This is a genomic window from Desulfococcus sp., assembly GCF_041737845.1.
GTDB lineage: Bacteria > Desulfobacterota > Desulfobacteria > Desulfobacterales > Desulfococcaceae > Desulfococcus.
The window spans coordinates 1-17700 of record NZ_JBGSQX010000041.1 but is presented as its reverse complement, the minus strand read 5'-3'; the positions used below and the strand labels follow the sequence as shown (position 1 = coordinate 17700).

Below are 17700 nucleotides of genomic sequence, written 5' to 3'. Positions count from 1 at the left end.
TAACCAGGTTTGTCCAAGCGACCGGGTCTGGCTTTGAACAAATCGCCATCACCGCCGGCCCGATGAGGCACAAAAACAAAAAGGAGGAAACATATGAGAAAGAAATTGACGGATATGCGCCCCGTAGATGACTTCGTCACCCGGAACACCCCGGGCCTCAAAATTTGGGATGAGCAATGGGGCGGCATGCAGTGCGCCTACCACATCTTTGCCCCGGGTACTGACTTCACAGACATTCTGAAGGGAAAGGGACTGGAGCACGATCTGTGCGGGGTTGAACACTGGGCTTACGTTTTGAAGGGCTCGGTGGAGGTCATTTACCTTGACGGGACCGTTGAGATTTGCCGCGCTGGGGAAGTGTGCTACTGGCCGGCTCCGCACAACTTCAAGTCGAAGGAAGGGGCCGAGATCCTCCAGTTCAGCACCGCTGGAGGGTTGGCTGAGCAAGGCAAGAGAGTCCAGGAGTTTGTCGAGAAACAGATGAAGAAGTAAGTGTTGATGTGCCCCAAACATCGGGGCGCGGTGCTCCCGCGCCCGATTCCCCAAGAAGGAGAAAACAAAATGAAACTGAAAACAGGTCCTACTCGAAGAGTCCACGCCAACAACACCCGTGGTGCCGCGTTCTGCGGCATGGGCGCCTTTGTCGGCATCGGCAAGACCCAGCGGGCTCACGTCTATACGGCGGCAACCCTCCCGGTGGGCCCGGACGACTACAAGAAGATCGATCCGGAGCGGCTGGCCCGTGAACTCGAAGTGGATAAATGCGCGGTCAATCATGGCCGCTTCTGGATGATGGACGAAGTGGATTACGCCGGCGGAGACTCCGTGGACTTTCACGGCGTCAAAATGAACTGGGCCGGCGACATGACCGGGGCCGAAATGATCGCCCAATTCCAAAGCGCGTACGTGCCCTCATTGATCCAACGTAACACCAACTGGATCTGGCATGCGGGCAAGCCCCTGCACCTGCTGCGCGAGCCAGGCGGCACAGTCTGGGTCCTGCAGGAATACACCAAGGCCGTTGATCCGAGTCTGACCCCTGACAACCTGAACACTGTGGGCAGCAAGCTGAAGACCCTGCCGAAGGGCTGGAAGTTCGAGACCAAGGTGCTCGACAAGAACCTTTCGCTGGATACGGGTCGCGCCGGCGGCTGGGCGGCCATCATTCGCGACGAACTCGGCAACACCTATCAGGGCTGCGGCTACGGAAAAGACACCAGCGCCAACTACGTGCCCTAACCCGTCGTGCGTGGAGGTGAACCAGGAGGTGAAGTGATGGCAGAGTCTCGCCACTTCACCGGCAGCAGGGGCGAAGTGCCTGTGGATGATCAGCACCCGAAGAGTGACGCAAACGCACCGCCGACGCACCCAGGGAAGATGAAGCGTACGCTGACACCTGGCAACTTCTTCAAGACGGTCGCCAACGTCTTGGCCTCGGGCCCCGTCCTTCTCGCAGCGCTGTTCAGGCCGAAAACCTCTGCTGCGCTGCGTGAGAAGGTCATGCTCGGCGTGACATCGATCACCGACTGCCGCTACTGCCAGTGGGGTCACACCCACTGGGCCATGGCCCAAGGCGTGCCGTTGGAGGAGGTCAACCAGATCCTCGGCCATCAGATCGAGTCGCTGAAGGCAAAGAACCCGGCCGAGGCCGCAGCGATCCTTTTCGCTCAGCACTACGCGGAGAATCTCGATCGGTTCGACCCGGAATCAATAGAGAACCTGCGCAATTACTACAGCGACGCCCAGATAGCCGAGATCCTCGCCTATGTGCGCGCAATCACGCTCGGCAGCCTCACGGGCAACACTGTGGACGCCTTTCTCGGCCGGTTCCGCTGAGTGGGGGTAACGATGTTTCGTGGGAGGGTCACAAATCATGAGCAGCCCTGTTAAGAAAAAAAGGAATTGGAAGAAAATTCTATTCGAGGAGCTGGTCGAGTACTGGATAAATGTCGCCTATCTCGCCCTTGTGTTCGCCGCCTTTACGCAGTACCGAAGAATCGTTCTGGCTGCCCATGATATCACCTACACGAATTACTGGGTGGCCGTAATTGAAGCGTTGATTTTTGCAAAAGTCATCATGATCGGAGCTGTGTTCCGCCTCGGTCGCGGCCTTGAAAACAAGCCCTTGATCTATCCCACCCTTCACAAGACTGTCGTCTTTACGATCTTTGTCGCTGTCTTTACCCTTATGGAGAACGCGATCAAGGGCCTGTTGACGGGGAAGGGGTTCACGGGAGGTTTGGTTGACTACTTTGAGCAAGGACCCCATGAATTTCTTGCCGGGTGTATGATCATTTTGGTAGCCTTTATCCCCTTCTTCGCCTTCAAGGAGTTGGGGCGGGTATTAGGACAGGACAAAATGACGAATCTCTTTTTCCGGAGAAGAGAGGCGCAGTGAATTGAGTATGCGTGGTCGGGAGTGCGAAAAACAAGATAAACACGCAAACTAAAAGAGGAATGATGCATGAGTGCTGCAGATAAGTTTCAATGGCCCAAGATGTTTTCAGGTCTGCAGGGATTCACTTGGGGCAATTTGCCCCGCGAGATCTCTGCCGGCATAACCCTGGCAGCCTTGATCATCCCTCTCAATATAGGATATGCGCAAGTGGCCGGGTTGCCTCCTGTGCTCGGCCTTTATGCGGGGATTATTCCACTCGCTGTGTTTGCGATATTCACAAGCTCCCGGCATCTTGTGGGAAGCCCAGATGCCGCCAGTTCCGCGATCGTGGGAGCGATACTTATTAGTTTTGCTCCTGTAGGAGACCCGTTGCGTCTGCAATATGCCCTGGCCCTCGCTTTGGTTTGCGGTCTGCTGTTTTTTGTATTCTGGTTTTTCAGGCTGGCATTTCTGGCCAATTTTTTATCGCGAGCCGTGCTGGCAGGCTTTATTACCGGTCTGGGTATCGAGGTGTTGACCAACCAGGTCAGGAAAATTCTTGGAGCGGTTCATGGGGGTGGATCGGGATTGGAGGCGATCGCACAGCAACTCCATGATGCGATGGCAACTTCCATTGACACTACTGGTTATTTTGTGGAACTCATCGCCCTGATTGAGTCAATACCTCATGCGAATCTTTACTCAGTCGCGATTGGGCTGGGCGCTTTTGTTATTGTGCGTTTAATGAAAAAATACTCACCTAAAACACCGGCGGCGTTGATAACACTAATCCTGACAACGGTGATCGTAGCCGTGCTCGGCCTGGATCAAAAAGGGGTTAGAGTGCTGGGCGCAATGCCGTCGGGCCTGCCATCCCTGACACTGCCCAACGTGCCGCTAACCGACTATTTGCGCCTGCTGCCCGGCGCCATGGCCGTGGTCGGCATCACCCTGTGTGAGGGCTTGCTGCTGGTCCGCAGTTGCAGCCGCAAGCACAACACCAAGGCGGATGGTGATCAGGTGTTGTTCGCCTTCGGCATGTCCAGCATCGCCAGCGGGTTCACCGGTTCGTTGGTCATGGGCAACAGTGCCTCGCGTACCGCGGCCATGGAAGCTGCAGGGTCCCGCACTCAACTCTCCAGCCTGGTGGCGGCAGCAGCGGTTGCGCTGGTCATGGTTTTCTTTACAGATAAGCTGGCGTACCTGCCCACGGCGGCATTGGCCGGTGTTGTCGCCAACGCTGTGTTAAACCTGATTGAAGTCAAGGAGCTTCGGGAATTGTGGCAGATGCGCCGGTCTGAGTTCTGGGTTGCTGCCGTCTGTCTGCTCAGTGTCCTGGTGTTTGGGCCACTGCAGGCTGTCATCATTGCCTTTCTGATGGCTACGATCGATTTGCTCCGGCGGGCCTCCCGGCCCGGCACCTGGACCTTGCGGGAAGCACCGGACGGCAGTCATTTTGTGCCTGAGGAAACAGACCATGCCCCTGAACCTTCCGGGATCATCATTTATCGGTTTGCGGCACCACTCTATTTCGCCAATGCCACTCTTTTTGAGGAAGAGGTAGAGAAGCTGATCACGCAAGCCGCCACACCCGTCAAATGGTTCGTGCTGGATGCGGAAGCGATGGTTGATATTGATACCACCGGCGAGCAAACCCTGCATCAGGTCCTGAAGTGGCTGGCCAAACGCGGCGTGACTGTAGCCCTGAGCCGTGCCAATCAGCCGACCTCAGCTTTGTTGAAGCATTATCAGCTGCTGGAATTGATCGGGGAAAATCGGTTGTACCCGACCAACCGCCATGCGATCGAGGCGTTTCGCCGGGAGACGGGGGAAACGGGAGCGGAGTGAGACGCGCTCGTAATCAGTGAAAGCTGAACTCGATAACATCAGAACAGCATGCGGTAAATCAGGTTCATGCAGGCGGCCGGGCTTAGTTGTACAGACAAACCGGCACCATAGAAAGGAGAAAGAACATGAGCAACTATCGATCCAACTGGCTGGATAGTGCAGCGCTTTTCATTCTGACCATTGTTATTAGCATTGCGATGGTCGCGGCGCTGCCCGGTACGTCGAACGCGCGTGACCCCGGGATCAACCAGCCCGGTGCAGCGGGCAACGTCGGGCGTGATCCCGGAATCAACCAGCCGGGTGCAGTGGGCAATGTCGCGCGTGACCCCGGAATCAACCAGCCCGGTGCAGCGGGCAACGTCGGGCGGGACCCCGGAATCAACCAGCCGGGTGCGGCGGGAAATGTCGGGCGGGACCCCGGAATCAACCAGCCCGGTGCGGCGGGAAATGTCGGGCGGGACCCCGGAATCAACCAGCCGGGTGCGGCGGGAAATAGGAGAGGTATCCGCCGTTAGTGAGGTTAACCCCCTGAACAAGGCCGGAATCTCCCCGGTTGTCAAACTAAACCAATCGAAGAAGGAGGCAAAAAATGAACACATGGAAAAGACGGAATGTCGCGGCCTGGTTCGCCCTCGGGGTGTTGGCCCTGTTGGTGACCGTTTCTACGGACGCCCAGGCCCAGGCGCCGGCGGTGGATCCGGCCGCTGTCCAGATATTGAAACGGATGACCGATTTTCTCGACGGATTGCAGCAGTTCAGTGTGAAGACGCAGAGCATCATCGAGGAGTTGCACGTTTCGGGGCACCGGGTTGATTATGACCTCTCAGCGGATGTGACCGTCAAGCGGCCGAACAAGCTGCGCGCCGCGCGCACAGGCGAATTGATGAACCAGCGCTTTTTCTATGACGGCAAAACCCTGGCGCTGTACAACCCATCCCAAAAGGTCTATGCGACCAAGACAGCGCCCGAAACGATCGAGAAGACGATCGATTTCGCGCGCGAAACGGTCGGCATCCTGCTCCCCGCTGCCGATCTGCTCTACCGCAATGCCTTTCCGCTGCTGATGCAGGATGTGACCCTGGCGGCGGTGGTCGGCAAGACATTCGTAGGCGGGGTCAAGTGCGATCATGTGCTCTTCAGCCGGCCGGGTGTCGATTTCCAGGTCTGGGTTGCCGAAGGCGAACGGCCATGGCCGCGCAAGTATGTTGTTACTGAAACGGCAATCCCCTCGATGCCGAGCATCACGACGTTCCTGAGCGACTGGAACCTTGCACCTGCCGTGGACGAGGCCCGGTTCAGCTTCGTGCCGCCCAAGGATGCCCAGGCGATCTCTTTCTTGCCACCCGTAACAACCGGCGTGTCCAACCGCTGAAACCGAAAGGAGGAAAACCATGAAACTGATATGCAAGATTTCAGGAGCAGTCATTATTGTTTTCTTGATGTTTATCACTGGTCTACCGAATCTGTCCGAAAAACTGGTGCCCGAAGCGCAGGCGTTCCGTGGCCGAGGTGCAGCCTTCGTCGTCGGGGCCGCAGCCGGCTCAGCAGGATCCTCAGCGGCCGAGGCCGAGGCGGCAGCGGCTCAGCAGCAGCTCGCCATTGAAAAAGAAAAGACCGCAGCGGCTGAGCAGCAGCTCGCTATTGAAAAAGAAAAGACCGCAGTGGCTCAGCAGCAGGCCGCCGCCTCCGGGAACCCGTTGCCGCTAGGGACCGTCGTTTCCTCTCTTCCTCCAGGATGTGTTTCCACCCCGGTGGGCGGGGTGAATTACTACCAGTGCGGCCGAAACTACTACCAGGCCGCATATGAGGGAAGCACCCTGAAGTATGTAACGACGAACCCGAAATGAAAGCATCGCGAACCTAATGAGCAGTGGAACTCGATCCGCCGGACCGTCTTCCTGGTCCTCAAACAGCCGCCCCTGGTCGAGACGTTGGGGTTAGGGGGCATGCTGCGAATCAGGTTCATCCTGGCGGCCGGGCCTGTCGTTCAAGAAACCGTTATCGCCGCCGGTCCGGTGATATGTGAGGAGGGCGGAGCGCTGCGACGCAGGCAGTGACCCGACGAACTTAAGAACCAAGAGGAGGATCGTATGCACACGCAGCAGAGAGCAATTCGCAGCACGAAACTTATTCTAATCGCCTCAGTGCTTTGGTTGGGCGTGTTCGGCGCCGGTCAGGCCGTTGCGGGCGGGCTCCTGCTTTACGAGGTCGGCACAGCCGACGTAGGCCTTGCTTCGGCCGGCTGGGGCGCGCGCGCGCAGGATGCCTCGGCCATACTCAGCAACCCGGCCGGCATGACGCGCCTCGAGGGCTCGCAGGCCCTTCTCGGAGTACAGGCGCTCTATGGCGACTATGGATTTTCGATCGGGTCCGGGACTTCGTCGAGCCTCGGCACCGGTGACGGCGGCAATCCTATTGGCTGGTTCCCGGGCGGCGGCGCGTTCTTCAGTTACAGCGCCTCGGCCAACCTCAAGCTCGGCTTCGCCATGACGGGAAACCTCGGTCTTGCCGGGAGTTACGACGAAGACTGGGTCGGCCGCTACTATGTCCAGGACATCACGATGCTTGGACTTTCTTTCCTGCCCTCGATCGCCTACAAGGCGACCGACAAGCTCTCGCTCGGGGCGAGCGTGAATGCCATGTACGGCATCTCCGAGTACAAGTTGGCGATCAACATCCCGAACGCGCAGCGGCCCGGGAATTTCGTGCCGACTCACCGGGCGGAAACCGATGCAGGGATGAACTTCGAGGACCAGACCTGGGGCTGGGGCGTTATCCTGGGGCTGCTCTACGAGTTCAACGCCGGCACCCGGCTCGGGTTCACCTGGAACTCGCAGATAGACCTCGACTTCAGCGCCCCGCCCGAGTTCTCCAACCTGGGTCAGTTCGGGACCACTCTTCAGAACGCTGGGCTGCTGAATCCGAACATCAACATGGGAATCAAGGTTCCCCAGCAGCTGATGACGAGCGTCTTCCACCAGGTGAACCCTCGATGGGCGGTGTTGGGCAGTGTGGGCTGGCAGCAGTGGTCGAAGTTCGGCCAGCTGCAGCTCGGCATCGACAACACGGCCAATCCCACCAGCCTCACGCAGGACCTCGACTTCAAGGATACCTGGCACTTCGCGGCGGGCGCGCAATACCGCTTGAGTGACCCGTGGCTGCTCAATTTCGGCGTGGCCTATGACTCAAAATTCCAGAGCGGCTCAACGGTTTCCCCGATCCTTCCGGTGAATGATGCCTGGCGTTTCGGTGCCGGCGTCCAGAACCAAGTGAGCAAGACTTTCAGCTGGGGCGTTGCGGCCGAGTACGCTTACGGAGGCACCCTCGACGTGAACGAGCAAAGCACATCGCCAGTCGAGGGGGGCGGCCGAGGCGATCTCGTTGGATCGTACCCGGATACAGGCATTTTCTTCATCGCCGCCAACTTCAACTGGGCCTTCTGAAAGGAGATTATCCATGATTCCAGAGGTACCAGGCGAGGTTATGTCGGCAGAAACACCAATTCAGCCTGGCGAGGAACCCCAGCGTCCGCCCCGCAAACCCTTTTCCAGGAGAAGGCCGACCTTGGCCTTCACTGTGGCTGCGCTGGCGGACGGGCTCTCGGTTTTTTTACGCTCGCGCCGCCGGTACAGTGGGCGTCCGATCTGGTGACAGCCATCTTGCTGTTCATGGTGTTGGGCCGGCAATAGATCTTGTGTCCGGCCTAATTATCGAGGCGGTCCCCGGCCTCTACGTCTTCCCTTGTGAGGTAAAATAAGCGTATGAACCAAACCGTTAAAACTCCTTTAATCGACACCATTCTCAGGATCGTCGTGCTTTTCCTGCTCATCGCCTGGTGCATCGGGATCATCCTCCCCTTCCTCGAGCCCGTGATCTGGGGTGCCATCATTGCCATCGGGCTGCACCCCTTCTTTGCGATGGTAAAACGCTGGGTGGGGAAACGGGATACCCTGGCAGGGGTCTTGTTGACCCTACTGATGCTTGTTATCCTCCTGCTGCCAACCGCCTTGCTTGTCAAATCGCTGGTTGAGGGGATACAAAGCCTGGCCACCCAGTTCAGGAGTCAGACCCTTGTGATCCCTCCCCCCGACCCGTCTGTGGCTGGATGGCCCCTGATCGGAAAACCTATTTCCCAAATATGGTTGCTGGCCTCCCAGAGCCTGGAATCGGCTATCACGACTTACAGGGAACCCCTGTCGAAACTCGGCATGACCCTTATCGGGCCGATAGGCGGTTTCGGGAAGGGCCTCCTCATGTTTTTCGTCTCGGTGATCATCGCCGGCGCATTTCTTATTAAAGCCGATACTTCGGCCGATTTTGCGCGAAAGCTGATCCATCGCCTGGCCGGAGAACGCAGCGATGAAATGATCTCTATCACAGGAGTGACTGTCAAGAATGTCGCCAAAGGCATCCTCGGGGTTGCATTCTTTCAGTTTCTTACAGCCGGTGCGGTGTTCGTGTTGGCGAATGTACCTCTTCCAGGACTCTGGGCCTTTGCTGTGCTGGTTTTTGCCATTCTTCAATTGCCTTCGATCATTGTCATCCTACCCGTCATCATTTACCTTTTCTCGGTAAAAGAGCTGGCGCCGGCTATCCTGTGGACGATCCCGCTGCTGGCCAGTGCCCTCTCCGACAATGTACTGAAACCCCTGCTGATGGGAAAAGGTTCCACCGTGCCAATGATGGTCATCTTCCTCGGCGCCATCGGTGGGTTTGTCTTCTCCGGCTTGATCGGGCTGTTCACCGGGGCCATCGTTCTTTCAGTAGGTTACAACCTGATAATGCACTGGGTCAGCGAAGGGCAGAACTGACAGAAATCCCTATTTTGCCATCCTCAACGCCACCGACAGGACACATCCGGTTCACGCCGGACGACCCGGACCGATTTCTGGAGGCCGTCAAATCCCAAACTGCTGATCTCGGGAACCGATCGGATTAGAAGGCTCGGCCGACGGTCGGCGGGTCCCGAACGGATCAACGAAAAGTTCTTGGCCTGGTCGGCGGTGTTTTCGGGGCTGAGATATCAACTTGCCGGAAACGGTTATTCATGGGAAAAGAACCTCATGGGGTTTGAACAGACCCTTGACGCCGGTCAGTGTCGCCGGCGTTGCCCGCCGTACGACCCGGCGAACCATCCGCAGAACGGCGGTTTACGCCGCCGCCTTGCCGGGGGGCTGCTCTACCGTCGTTATCGAAGGGGTTACCCTTCACCAGTGCGGCGGAACGTATTATCAGCCCTGCGGCACACAGTACGTGGTTGTGAAGGTCGAATGAGAGATACCTTATCCCAACGAAAAGGAAATGAAGGATGATGAAAACCACTTATCTGATGGCGATCTTGTTGCTGCTGGTGCAGGGCTGCGCGATGACACCGTCGCGCCTGTCGGCGGTTCCGCCCCCGCTGACATCCAAAGCGGAGATCCCGGGAATGCCCGGGGTACGGTATGTCGGAGGCGGCGACATGACCGGGTTCCTCCAGGTTGCGGGGGAAGCACTGCGGCGGGAGCAGGATACCCTTTTGAAACAAGGGCATAAAGGGCCGATACCTCCGGCGGTTTTCCTGGCGATTTCGGGTGGGGGCGACAATGGCGCCTTCACCGCGGGGGTGCTGAATGCCTGGACAGCCACCGGCACGCGCCCTGAGTTCAAACTGGTTACCGGCATCAGCACCGGCGCCCTGATTGGGCCTTTTGCCTTCCTCGGTCCGGATTACGATGCGACGCTGAAAAAGGTCTATACCACCCTCTCTCCGAAAGACGTCATCGCACCGCGCAATTTCATCTCCGGCGTTTTGAGCGACGCCATGGCGGACAATACACCGCTGGTGAACCTGACGCGCAAGATTGTCGACGAGGCATTGCTCAAGCGGATCGCCGCGGAATACGCGAAAGGCCGCTTTCTCCTGATCGCCACCGCCGATCTCGATGCGCGCCGCGCTATCATGTGGGACATGGGGAAAATCGCGACCTACGGCGGCCCGAGGGCTTTGGATCTGTTTGTGAAGGTCATGATTGCATCCGCCGCGATTCCAGGCGGTTTTCCGCCGATCATGGTCGATGTGGAAGCCGACGGCAAGCCTTATCAGGAAATGCACGTGGACGGCGGCATCATGGCGCAGGTATTCGCGTATCCGGCGGCAATCCGCGTGAAAGACGCGTCGGCGAAAATGGGCGTAACTCGCGAGCGCAAGCTTTACGTGATTCGCAACGCGCGGCTCGACCCGGAATGGGCCGAGGTCGAACGCAGCACGCTCAGCATCGCCGGGCGTGCGGTCACTTCGTTGATCCACAGTCAGGGCATTGGTGATCTCTACCGAATCTACGCCACCGCCCAGCGCGACGACGTGGATTTCAACCTCGGGTTCATACCGGCGAGTTTCAAAGCGCCCCACAAGGAGGAATTCGACACCGAGTACATGCGCGCGCTTTACAAAACTGGTTATGACATGATGTTGAAGGGTTTCCCGTGGATCAAAGTACCGCCGGGATTCGCTCAAGCGGACGCTGCGGCAGCAGTTAAAACGGCGCCGTAGCGCGCAGGTCCTGGACGCTAAAGAAAACGGATCCACCTGTGCTCAGATAAATTGACCCACCGAGTGCGCACGGCACTGGTTCAGTTCAATAGGTTATCCCTGTAGTTGCATAAAATTGTGAGGAAGAAAGGGAAAAGAAACTTGCGGAGGCCCGAGAATAGTGGGTATAAGTGGTGGTCGCCCTGGCGGTGACCCGCGAGGGCATCCCCGTGCGCAGCTGGGTTCTGCCGGGCAATACCTCCGACGTGGCGACCGTCGAGAAGGTCCGCGCCGACCTGAGGGGCTGGAACTTGGGCCGTGCGCTGTTTGTCGCCGACTCGGGCATGAACTCCGAGGAAAACCGCAAGGAGTTGGCCAGAGCCTGCGGCAAGTATCTCCTGGCATGCCGCATGTCCAACGTGGCCGAGATCCGCAAGGATGTCCTGAGCAAGCGCGGCCGCTACACCGTTTTCAAGGAAAACCTTCATGCAAAGGAGGTGGTCGTGGGCGACGGCGAGCGGCGCAGGCGCTACATCCTGTGCTACAATCCCAGGGAGGCGGAGCGTCAGCGCAAGCACCGGGAAATGACCGTCGACATCTTGGAGAAGGAACTTGCATCCCACAAGGATGCGTCGGCATCCGCCCAATGGGCCATCGAGCTCCTGGCCTCCCGCCGTTTCAAACGATACCTGTCGGTTACCGACGCCAACAAGGTCCGTATCGATCGCGCCAAAATCCGGGAAGCGGCAAAGTTTGACGGCAAGTGGGTCCTCGAGACCAACGACGACACCATCAGCCTGGAAGACGCCGCCTGCGGCTACAAGGGTCTGATGGTCATCGAACGCTGCTTCCGTTCCCTCAAACGGACTCAGATCAAGATGATGCCCATGTACCACTGGGCATCCCGGCGCATCGAGGCCCACGTCAAAATCTGTGTCCTGGCGCTCCTGATCGAACGCGTCGCCGAGCTGGCCTGCGGCAAGCCCTGGAACCAGATTCAGGCGGCGCTGGATGCGCTTCAGATCACAGAATTTTTCAATTTAAAATTTCGTGTGCTCATGCGCAACGAATTGCCCGCCTCAACCATCAACATGCTTAAATTGTTAAAGATCACCCCGCCGAAGCAGGTCGTCGAGCTGGAAAAACTGTCCTGAAAACCCCCCGATTTTGTAGACACACGCTGAATCGCGTTCAGTCGTGCGGATGCCCGTGCGTCAAGCCCTCGCGCGATTTTGTGTTTTTACAAAAATTAAACCCAAGTATTGGTTAAGTCCCCCTATCCTGGTTGCCGGATCTTTTATATCAATGGAATTACGCCGAATTCACCCTGTCGCCCGGATCGGGATGACCCTGGCCCCGGCCTTGAGTCCGTCCAGGTAGTCGGCCCAGGCCTGCATCATCTTTTTCCGTTCCGGCAGGAACTCGGCGTAGTTGTAGGCGGCCCTGACGCTGTCCCTTTCGGAATGGGCAAGCTGCCGCTCGATGGCGTCCCGATTCCACCCCTGTTCATTCAACAGCGTGCTCGCCATGCTCCTGAAGCCATGGCCGCTCATCTCCTCCTTGGCGTATCCCATGCGGCGAAGGGCGGACAATATGGCGTTGCTGCTCATCGGCCTCGCATCGGTCCGGGGGCTTGGAAAGACATACCGGCCATGCCCCGTCAACGGCTGAATCTCCCGAAGTACATCCAAAGCCTGCCTGGACAAGGGCACGATATGCAATGCGCCCGCCTTCATCTTTTCGGCGGGAATCCGCCATTCCGCCGCATCCAGGTCGAACTCCGACCACTCGGCATGCCTCAGTTCCCCCGGGCGGACAAAGACCAATGGCGCCAACTGGAGGGCGCATCGGGTAACGATGCTGCCGCGGTAACTTTCAATGGAGCGCAACAGGCCGGCGATTTCCTTGGGGTCGGTGATGGTGGCCATGTGCTTGCCCGCGGCCGGGGGGATAGCGCCGCGAAGGTCGCCGGATGGATCACGATCGGCCCTGCCCGTTGCTATGGCGTACCGGAAGACCTGCCCGCAGGTTTGTTGGGTCCGATGAGCGGTGTCAAGTGCACCCCTCGCCTCAATCCTTCGCAGGATCGTAAGCAGATCCGGCGCCGTAATCGACCGTATCGGCCGGCTTCCCAACCACGGAAAGGCATAGAGTTCAAGGCGACGGATGATCTTGTTCGCGTGACTGTCGGCCCAGGTCGGTGAAAATTTGGTGTGCCACTCCCGGGCGATGACCTCGAAGGTCTCGGTCTCCTGGGTGTCTGCCGCTTTTTGGGCCTTCTTGGTGTCACTGGGGTCAATGCCGCTGGCTATCGAGGCGCTTGCCTGGTCACGCCTCTGCCTGGCCTCGGCAAGGGAGATTTGGGGGTATGAGCCAATGGCCAGCAGCTTCTCCGTACCCCCAAAACGATACTTGAGCCGCCAGAGCTTTCCGCCGGTCGGGGTGACCAGGAGGAAAAGCCCTCCACCATCAAAGAGCTTCTGGGGCTTTTCGGCCGGCTTGATCGTTCTGACTTTGGTGTCGCTGAGCGGCGTAATCCGTTTAGGCATAGGACCTCCCTCATTTTTGGGGGTATCTCTGTTTGGGGAGGGGCTGAATACCCCCATATGTACCCCCAAACCTCTTGGATTTTATCCTATCCCATTGGATGTTATCGGACAACAAAAAAAGAAAAAGGCCCGATTTATCAGGCCTTTCTGGACAGCTTTGGACGCTGTTGGATTTGATGGTGGTGGAGATGAGGGGGATCGAACCCCTGACCTCAGCATTGCGAACGCTGCGCTCTCCCAACTGAGCTACATCCCCACAACATGAGATGGTGTCTATACCAAAAGGAATTGGCGAAGTCAATTCAAAAAAACGCTTGTTTTATTCCCTGAAAAAGGTGCATGATGAGCCCCCGTAAAGATCAGCGTACCCCATGGAGACAAAACGAATGACCGATAAAATCGTGTTGAAAGACATATACAAGCAATCGACCCACGACCTGGACAAAACCCTGCCGCCGGAGGAGACCGTCCGGCGGTTCAAGCAGAAAATCGAACAGTTGGATGTCAAGATCCTCGACGAGGTCGTCCGCATCGACAACGGCCGCCTGGATATTCCCGTCTACATGAGCTACTGCAGCCCCGACGCCGAGAAGGTCACCGGCACCCGGAAGCAGATGGGGAAAGGGGCGACCCCTGAACAGGCCGAGGCGAGCGCCGTGATGGAGTTGGGAGAGCGCTACAGCTTTTTCAGCTACTACCGCGACCCCAGGAATTTCATCACCGCCACCCGGAAGGAGCTCAAAGGGCCGTCCCTGCCCTTTGAATCCATCGCCCGGTCCGTCCACGACACCTCGGAAGACATCGACCGGGCCCGGAAGATCTTCGAGGAGATGCCCCTCCGGTGGGCCAGAGGATACAACCTCACCCAGGACGCGCCGGTCCTCCTCCCCTTCGACTGGTTTTTCACGATCAACGAGTTCAACGGAGCCTGCGCGGGAAACTGCGTGGAGGAGGCCCTGAGCCAGGGGATCTGCGAGGTGGTGGAGCGGCATGTCTCCTCGGTGGTGAGCCGGGGCCGGCTGAATGTCCCCGGGATCGACCCCGGCTCCGTCACCGACCCGGTGGTCCGGGGGATGATCGATAAATTCCATCGGGCCGGGGTGCGGATCCACCTCTCGGACTTCACCCTGGACACGGGCGTCCCCACGGTCGCCGTGCTGGCCTGGGACCCCGCCACCTTCCCGGACAAAAGCGAGATCGTCTGGACCGCCGGCACCACGCCCAACCCCCAGAAGGCCTTGAGCCGGGCCTTGAGCGAAACCGCCCAGCTCGGGGGGGATTTCAATACCGGGTCCAACTTTCTGGCCAGCGGTCTGCCCAAGTTCACCGACATCGATGAGGCGCAGTACATCACCCAGCCGGAACGCTTCCATGCCATAGGCGCCCTGCCCGACCTGTCCCACGACAACCTCAAGGTGGAAATCAACCACCTGCTGGCGGCCCTTTCCCGGCATCACATGGACGTTCTCGCCGTGGATGTCACCCATAAAGGCCTCGAAATCCCGGCGTTCTACACCGTCATTCCCGGCGCCCATTTCCGGGAGCGGGCCGAGGGGGGCAGCGTGGGGATGTTCTGCGCCAAACTCATCGCCGAGACCAATCCAGCGCCGATAGCGGTCATGGAACTCCGGGATGTCGAAAAGCAGATGCCCGACAAATACTACGTCCAGTTCTATCTGGGGACCGCCTATCTCGACATGGGCGAAACCGATACGGCCCTGGCCTGCCTGAAGCGTGCCATGGACCTGAACCCGGCGCCCCAGGACATCCCGAGCATCTATTCGTTCATGGGGGTGTGCCTCAAGGACCTCGAACGCTACCGGGAGGCCCTGGCGGCGCTCGAAAAAGGTCTTCAGCTCGACCCGGACCGGACCGACCTCCACAACCTCAAGGGGTTCTGCCATTTCAAGCTGAAGCAGCACGATCAGGCCATCGAAAGCTTCAAGGCCGTGCTCCGCATCAACCCCGGCTCCGCCATCGACTATGCCAACATCGCCTCCAACTACCGGGATATGGGGAATCCGGAAAAGGCGATCTTCTATTATCAGATGGCCCTCTCCATGGATCCGTCCATCACCTTCGCCCAGGACAACCTGGAGCGGCTCCTCTCCTCCGCCGGGGTCTCCCGCTAATGGAGGACAGGCCGGGATCGAGCACCCATGTCCTTTGAATATTTCATCGGCAATCGATACCTGAGGACCCGGAAGAAGCACGCCTTCGTCTCGCTCATCACCTTTTTGTCCACCACCGGGGTGGCCGTGGGCGTCATGGTGATGATCGTGGTCATCGCGGTCATGTCGGGGGCCGAATCCGAGCTTCGGTCGCGCATGCTGGGCATTACCGCCCACGCCGCCATCCTCCGCCACGGCGAGGCGTTCACGGATTACCCAGAGGCCCTCGCCAGGATCCGCCAAACCTCCGGCGTCACGGCGGCGACCCCCTATGTCTTCACCCAGGTCATGCTCCGGTCCCCGTCGGGCCTCACCGGCGCCATTCTCCGGGGAATCGATCCGGCCACCGCGGGCAAGGTGATCCCCAGCCTCGACCCCAAGACCCTGGATATCCTGGGTGAACCGCCGGAAGCTGGGGTGCCGGGGGTCATCCTGGGCAAGGAGCTGGCCGGGATCCTGGGCGTGGAAACCGGGAAACTCGTCTCCCTCATCATTCCCAATGGACCCAGCGGCCCGGGCGGGTCCGGCGGAGAGCCGGGCGGCCTCGGACGGCTCCCCACCGTCCGCCAGTTCCGGGTCGTCGGGACCTTTGCATCGGGGCTCTATGAATTCGACAAGGCCATGGCCTATGTGACGCTGAAAGACGCACAGGGGATCCTCCGGACGCCGGATGCGGTCACCGGAATCGAGATCCGGGTGAACGACATCTACCAGGCCGGAGAGATCTCCAGACGGGCCGCCGCGGGCCTCGGGTACGAATACTGGGCCCAGGACTGGATGCGCCTGAACCGCAACATCTTTTCGGCCCTGAAACTCCAGAAGGCGGTGATGTTCATCATCCTCGCCCTCATCGTACTGGTCGCGGCCTTCAACATCGCCAGCGCGCTCATCATGATGGTCATGGGAAAAACCGGAGACATCGCCATCCTGAAGGCCATGGGCGCCACGGACCGCAGCATCCGGAAGATCTTCGTCTACAAGGGGATGGTGATCGGCGTGGTGGGGACCCTTCTCGGGACCATCGGCGGATTTGTGCTATCGGCCGTCCTGAAGCGGTATCATTTCATCGAACTGCCCAAAGACGTCTATTTCTTCACCACCCTCCCGGTCAGCCTGGAGGCCCTGGACGTCCTTTTCATCGTGGTTTCCACCCTGGCCGTCTGCTATGTCTCCACCCTCTACCCGGCCCGCCGGGCCGCGCGCTACAACCCCGTCGAGGCCTTCCGCTACGGTTGAAACACCAGGGGAAGGGCGAAGATCGCCATATTTCCCGCAACATGGATCACCAAGGGCGCTGCGAGGCGCCCTTCGATTTCATAGGCCGCGGCAAAGAGCAGGCCGCCGGCGACCTGGACGAGGCCCGCGCCGGCATGGAGCAGGGCGAAGGCGGCGGTGCTGACGGCCACGGCCGGAATCACCCCCCACCGCCTGAGGTAGCCGTACAGGACTCCCCGGAAGAAGATCTCTTCGGCCACCGGCCCGATGAGCCCTCCCACGGCAAACAGGACGATGCGGGCATGGGCCTCCCGGGGAAGCCGGACGGGCAGGAGGGCCAGTGGGTCGATCTTCAGGAGATGCAGGACGGCAAATCCCGCGGCCGTAAGAAGGCCGACGCAAGCCGCCCAGATCCCCCCCCGGACGAGACCGGGGAGGATCGCCTCCGGCAGGAGCCCGATCCGGCCGAGCCCACCGCCCCACCGGCTCATGACGACCATAAACGCCGCCGCCTCGGCCGTCCGCCCCCAGCCCAGGGCCGCCATGGGGCCGATCCGGCCCGCATCGATCATCCGGGCCATGGCCAGCTCTATGACGGCGGCGGCGGCAATGCAGGCGATCAGCGGCCTCAGCCCGACGGGACCTGGTGCCATCCCAGCCTCCTCGCCGCCCGGTAAGCGTAAAGCTGGACATACCACTCCCCGGATCGTCCGATCAGGGACAGAAGCGGCCCGACGCCGCGGCGGTCCCCCCTCTCGCCCATGGCATGGCAGGCCTGATAGGCCACATTGATCCGGGGATCCTCCAGGAGCCCCGCGAGGACCGGAAAGGTGTCGGGGCGGCGGCTGACCCCCAGGGCCCTGGCCAGCCACAGCCGCTCCCGGAGGTCCGGGCTGCGGGCCAGGAATTCGAGGTCCGCGAGCCCCGCGATCTCGCGGCGATTTCGGACCGTCCAGGCCAGCCCGGCTGTCCGAAGGGCGGGATCGTCGGCTTCGAGGAGCGACCGGAGGGCGCTTTCCCCCGAAACCC

General features: G+C 59.5%; 18 protein-coding genes and 1 tRNA gene. 15 read left to right on the top strand and 4 right to left on the bottom strand.

What is annotated here, in order from left to right; genetic code table 11:
* Positions 1–93 precede the first annotated feature (93 nt).
* From ACEW8N_RS05005 to ACEW8N_RS04945, 13 genes are all read left to right on the top strand, one after another.
* Positions 94–492, top strand: a complete 399-nt coding sequence (locus ACEW8N_RS05005) for a cupin domain-containing protein (protein ID WP_373498707.1) — start codon at positions 94–96, stop codon at positions 490–492.
* Between the two features lie 69 nt (positions 493–561).
* Positions 562–1239 carry a hypothetical protein gene (locus tag ACEW8N_RS05000; protein ID WP_373498706.1) on the top strand — a complete coding sequence of 226 codons (678 nt, stop codon included), beginning with the start codon at positions 562–564 and terminating at the stop codon, positions 1237–1239.
* A gap of 36 nt (positions 1240–1275) precedes the next feature.
* Complete coding sequence (locus tag ACEW8N_RS04995; protein WP_373498705.1) at positions 1276–1836, top strand: carboxymuconolactone decarboxylase family protein; 561 nt, start codon at positions 1276–1278, stop codon at positions 1834–1836.
* A 37-nt stretch (positions 1837–1873) separates the two neighbouring features.
* Positions 1874–2398, top strand: a complete 525-nt coding sequence (locus ACEW8N_RS04990; RefSeq protein WP_373498704.1) for a hypothetical protein — start codon at positions 1874–1876, stop codon at positions 2396–2398.
* Positions 2399–2464: 66 nt separating this feature from the next.
* Positions 2465–4225 carry a SulP family inorganic anion transporter gene (locus ACEW8N_RS04985; RefSeq protein WP_373498703.1) on the top strand — a complete coding sequence of 587 codons (1761 nt, stop codon included), beginning with the start codon at positions 2465–2467 and terminating at the stop codon, positions 4223–4225.
* A gap of 125 nt (positions 4226–4350) precedes the next feature.
* Positions 4351–4740, top strand: a complete 390-nt coding sequence (locus ACEW8N_RS04980) for a hypothetical protein (RefSeq protein WP_373498702.1) — start codon at positions 4351–4353, stop codon at positions 4738–4740.
* Positions 4741–4814: 74 nt separating this feature from the next.
* Entirely contained in the window at positions 4815–5597 is a 783-nt protein-coding gene (locus tag ACEW8N_RS04975) for a DUF2092 domain-containing protein (protein WP_373498701.1), read from the top strand.
* A gap of 19 nt (positions 5598–5616) precedes the next feature.
* Positions 5617–6072 carry a hypothetical protein gene (locus ACEW8N_RS04970; RefSeq protein ID WP_373498700.1) on the top strand — a complete coding sequence of 152 codons (456 nt, stop codon included), beginning with the start codon at positions 5617–5619 and terminating at the stop codon, positions 6070–6072.
* A 243-nt stretch (positions 6073–6315) separates the two neighbouring features.
* On the top strand, positions 6316–7668 hold the full coding sequence (locus ACEW8N_RS04965) for an OmpP1/FadL family transporter (protein ID WP_373498699.1): 1353 nt from the start codon (positions 6316–6318) through the stop codon (positions 7666–7668).
* A gap of 318 nt (positions 7669–7986) precedes the next feature.
* Complete coding sequence (locus ACEW8N_RS04960; RefSeq protein ID WP_373498698.1) at positions 7987–9036, top strand: AI-2E family transporter; 1050 nt, start codon at positions 7987–7989, stop codon at positions 9034–9036.
* 259 nt (positions 9037–9295) lie between these two features.
* Positions 9296–9499 (top strand): hypothetical protein, encoded by a 204-nt coding sequence (locus ACEW8N_RS04955; protein WP_373498697.1) that lies wholly within the window; start codon positions 9296–9298, stop codon positions 9497–9499.
* A gap of 34 nt (positions 9500–9533) precedes the next feature.
* Positions 9534–10757: a patatin-like phospholipase family protein gene (locus ACEW8N_RS04950; protein ID WP_373498696.1), complete on the top strand. Its 1224-nt coding sequence runs from the start codon at positions 9534–9536 to the stop codon at positions 10755–10757.
* A gap of 170 nt (positions 10758–10927) precedes the next feature.
* Positions 10928–11890 (top strand): transposase, encoded by a 963-nt coding sequence (locus ACEW8N_RS04945; RefSeq protein ID WP_373498695.1) that lies wholly within the window; start codon positions 10928–10930, stop codon positions 11888–11890.
* A 168-nt stretch (positions 11891–12058) separates the two neighbouring features.
* Here ACEW8N_RS04945 and ACEW8N_RS04940 read toward each other — a convergent pair whose 3' ends face one another.
* Positions 12059–13285 (bottom strand): tyrosine-type recombinase/integrase, encoded by a 1227-nt coding sequence (locus tag ACEW8N_RS04940; protein WP_373498694.1) that lies wholly within the window; start codon positions 13283–13285, stop codon positions 12059–12061.
* Positions 13286–13465: 180 nt separating this feature from the next.
* Positions 13466–13541 (bottom strand) — tRNA-Ala (locus ACEW8N_RS04935).
* Positions 13542–13671: 130 nt separating this feature from the next.
* Here ACEW8N_RS04935 and ACEW8N_RS04930 point away from each other — a divergent pair.
* Positions 13672–15417 (top strand): YcaO-like family protein, encoded by a 1746-nt coding sequence (locus ACEW8N_RS04930; RefSeq protein WP_373498693.1) that lies wholly within the window; start codon positions 13672–13674, stop codon positions 15415–15417.
* Positions 15418–15444: 27 nt separating this feature from the next.
* Complete coding sequence (locus ACEW8N_RS04925) at positions 15445–16692, top strand: lipoprotein-releasing ABC transporter permease subunit (RefSeq protein ID WP_373498692.1); 1248 nt, start codon at positions 15445–15447, stop codon at positions 16690–16692.
* Here ACEW8N_RS04925 and ACEW8N_RS04920 read toward each other — a convergent pair.
* Entirely contained in the window at positions 16683–17324 is a 642-nt protein-coding gene (locus ACEW8N_RS04920) for a lysostaphin resistance A-like protein (RefSeq protein WP_373498691.1), read from the bottom strand. The two genes, ACEW8N_RS04925 and ACEW8N_RS04920, sit on opposite strands and share 10 nt — an antisense overlap.
* On the bottom strand, positions 17300–17700 hold a 401-nt coding region (locus tag ACEW8N_RS04915), incomplete at its 5' end, for a HEAT repeat domain-containing protein (RefSeq protein WP_373498690.1). The genes ACEW8N_RS04920 and ACEW8N_RS04915, both read right to left, overlap by 25 nt.

What these genes read in the sequence shown, in the direction of transcription:
- ACEW8N_RS05005 (WP_373498707.1), top strand. Translation starts at nt 94, where the DNA reads ATGAGAAAGAAATTGACGGATATGCGCCCCGTAGATGACTTCGTCACC.
- ACEW8N_RS05000 (WP_373498706.1), top strand. Translation starts at nt 562, where the DNA reads ATGAAACTGAAAACAGGTCCTACTCGAAGAGTCCACGCCAACAACACC.
- ACEW8N_RS04995 (WP_373498705.1), top strand. Translation starts at nt 1,276, where the DNA reads ATGGCAGAGTCTCGCCACTTCACCGGCAGCAGGGGCGAAGTGCCTGTG.
- ACEW8N_RS04990 (WP_373498704.1), top strand. Translation starts at nt 1,874, where the DNA reads ATGAGCAGCCCTGTTAAGAAAAAAAGGAATTGGAAGAAAATTCTATTC.
- ACEW8N_RS04985 (WP_373498703.1), top strand. Translation starts at nt 2,465, where the DNA reads ATGAGTGCTGCAGATAAGTTTCAATGGCCCAAGATGTTTTCAGGTCTG.
- ACEW8N_RS04980 (WP_373498702.1), top strand. Translation starts at nt 4,351, where the DNA reads ATGAGCAACTATCGATCCAACTGGCTGGATAGTGCAGCGCTTTTCATT.
- ACEW8N_RS04975 (WP_373498701.1), top strand. Translation starts at nt 4,815, where the DNA reads ATGAACACATGGAAAAGACGGAATGTCGCGGCCTGGTTCGCCCTCGGG.
- ACEW8N_RS04970 (WP_373498700.1), top strand. Translation starts at nt 5,617, where the DNA reads ATGAAACTGATATGCAAGATTTCAGGAGCAGTCATTATTGTTTTCTTG.
- ACEW8N_RS04965 (WP_373498699.1), top strand. Translation starts at nt 6,316, where the DNA reads ATGCACACGCAGCAGAGAGCAATTCGCAGCACGAAACTTATTCTAATC.
- ACEW8N_RS04960 (WP_373498698.1), top strand. Translation starts at nt 7,987, where the DNA reads ATGAACCAAACCGTTAAAACTCCTTTAATCGACACCATTCTCAGGATC.
- ACEW8N_RS04950 (WP_373498696.1), top strand. Translation starts at nt 9,534, where the DNA reads ATGATGAAAACCACTTATCTGATGGCGATCTTGTTGCTGCTGGTGCAG.
- ACEW8N_RS04940 (WP_373498694.1), bottom strand. Translation starts at nt 13,285, where the DNA reads ATGCCTAAACGGATTACGCCGCTCAGCGACACCAAAGTCAGAACGATC.
- ACEW8N_RS04930 (WP_373498693.1), top strand. Translation starts at nt 13,672, where the DNA reads ATGACCGATAAAATCGTGTTGAAAGACATATACAAGCAATCGACCCAC.
- ACEW8N_RS04925 (WP_373498692.1), top strand. Translation starts at nt 15,445, where the DNA reads ATGTCCTTTGAATATTTCATCGGCAATCGATACCTGAGGACCCGGAAG.
- ACEW8N_RS04920 (WP_373498691.1), bottom strand. Translation starts at nt 17,324, where the DNA reads ATGGCACCAGGTCCCGTCGGGCTGAGGCCGCTGATCGCCTGCATTGCC.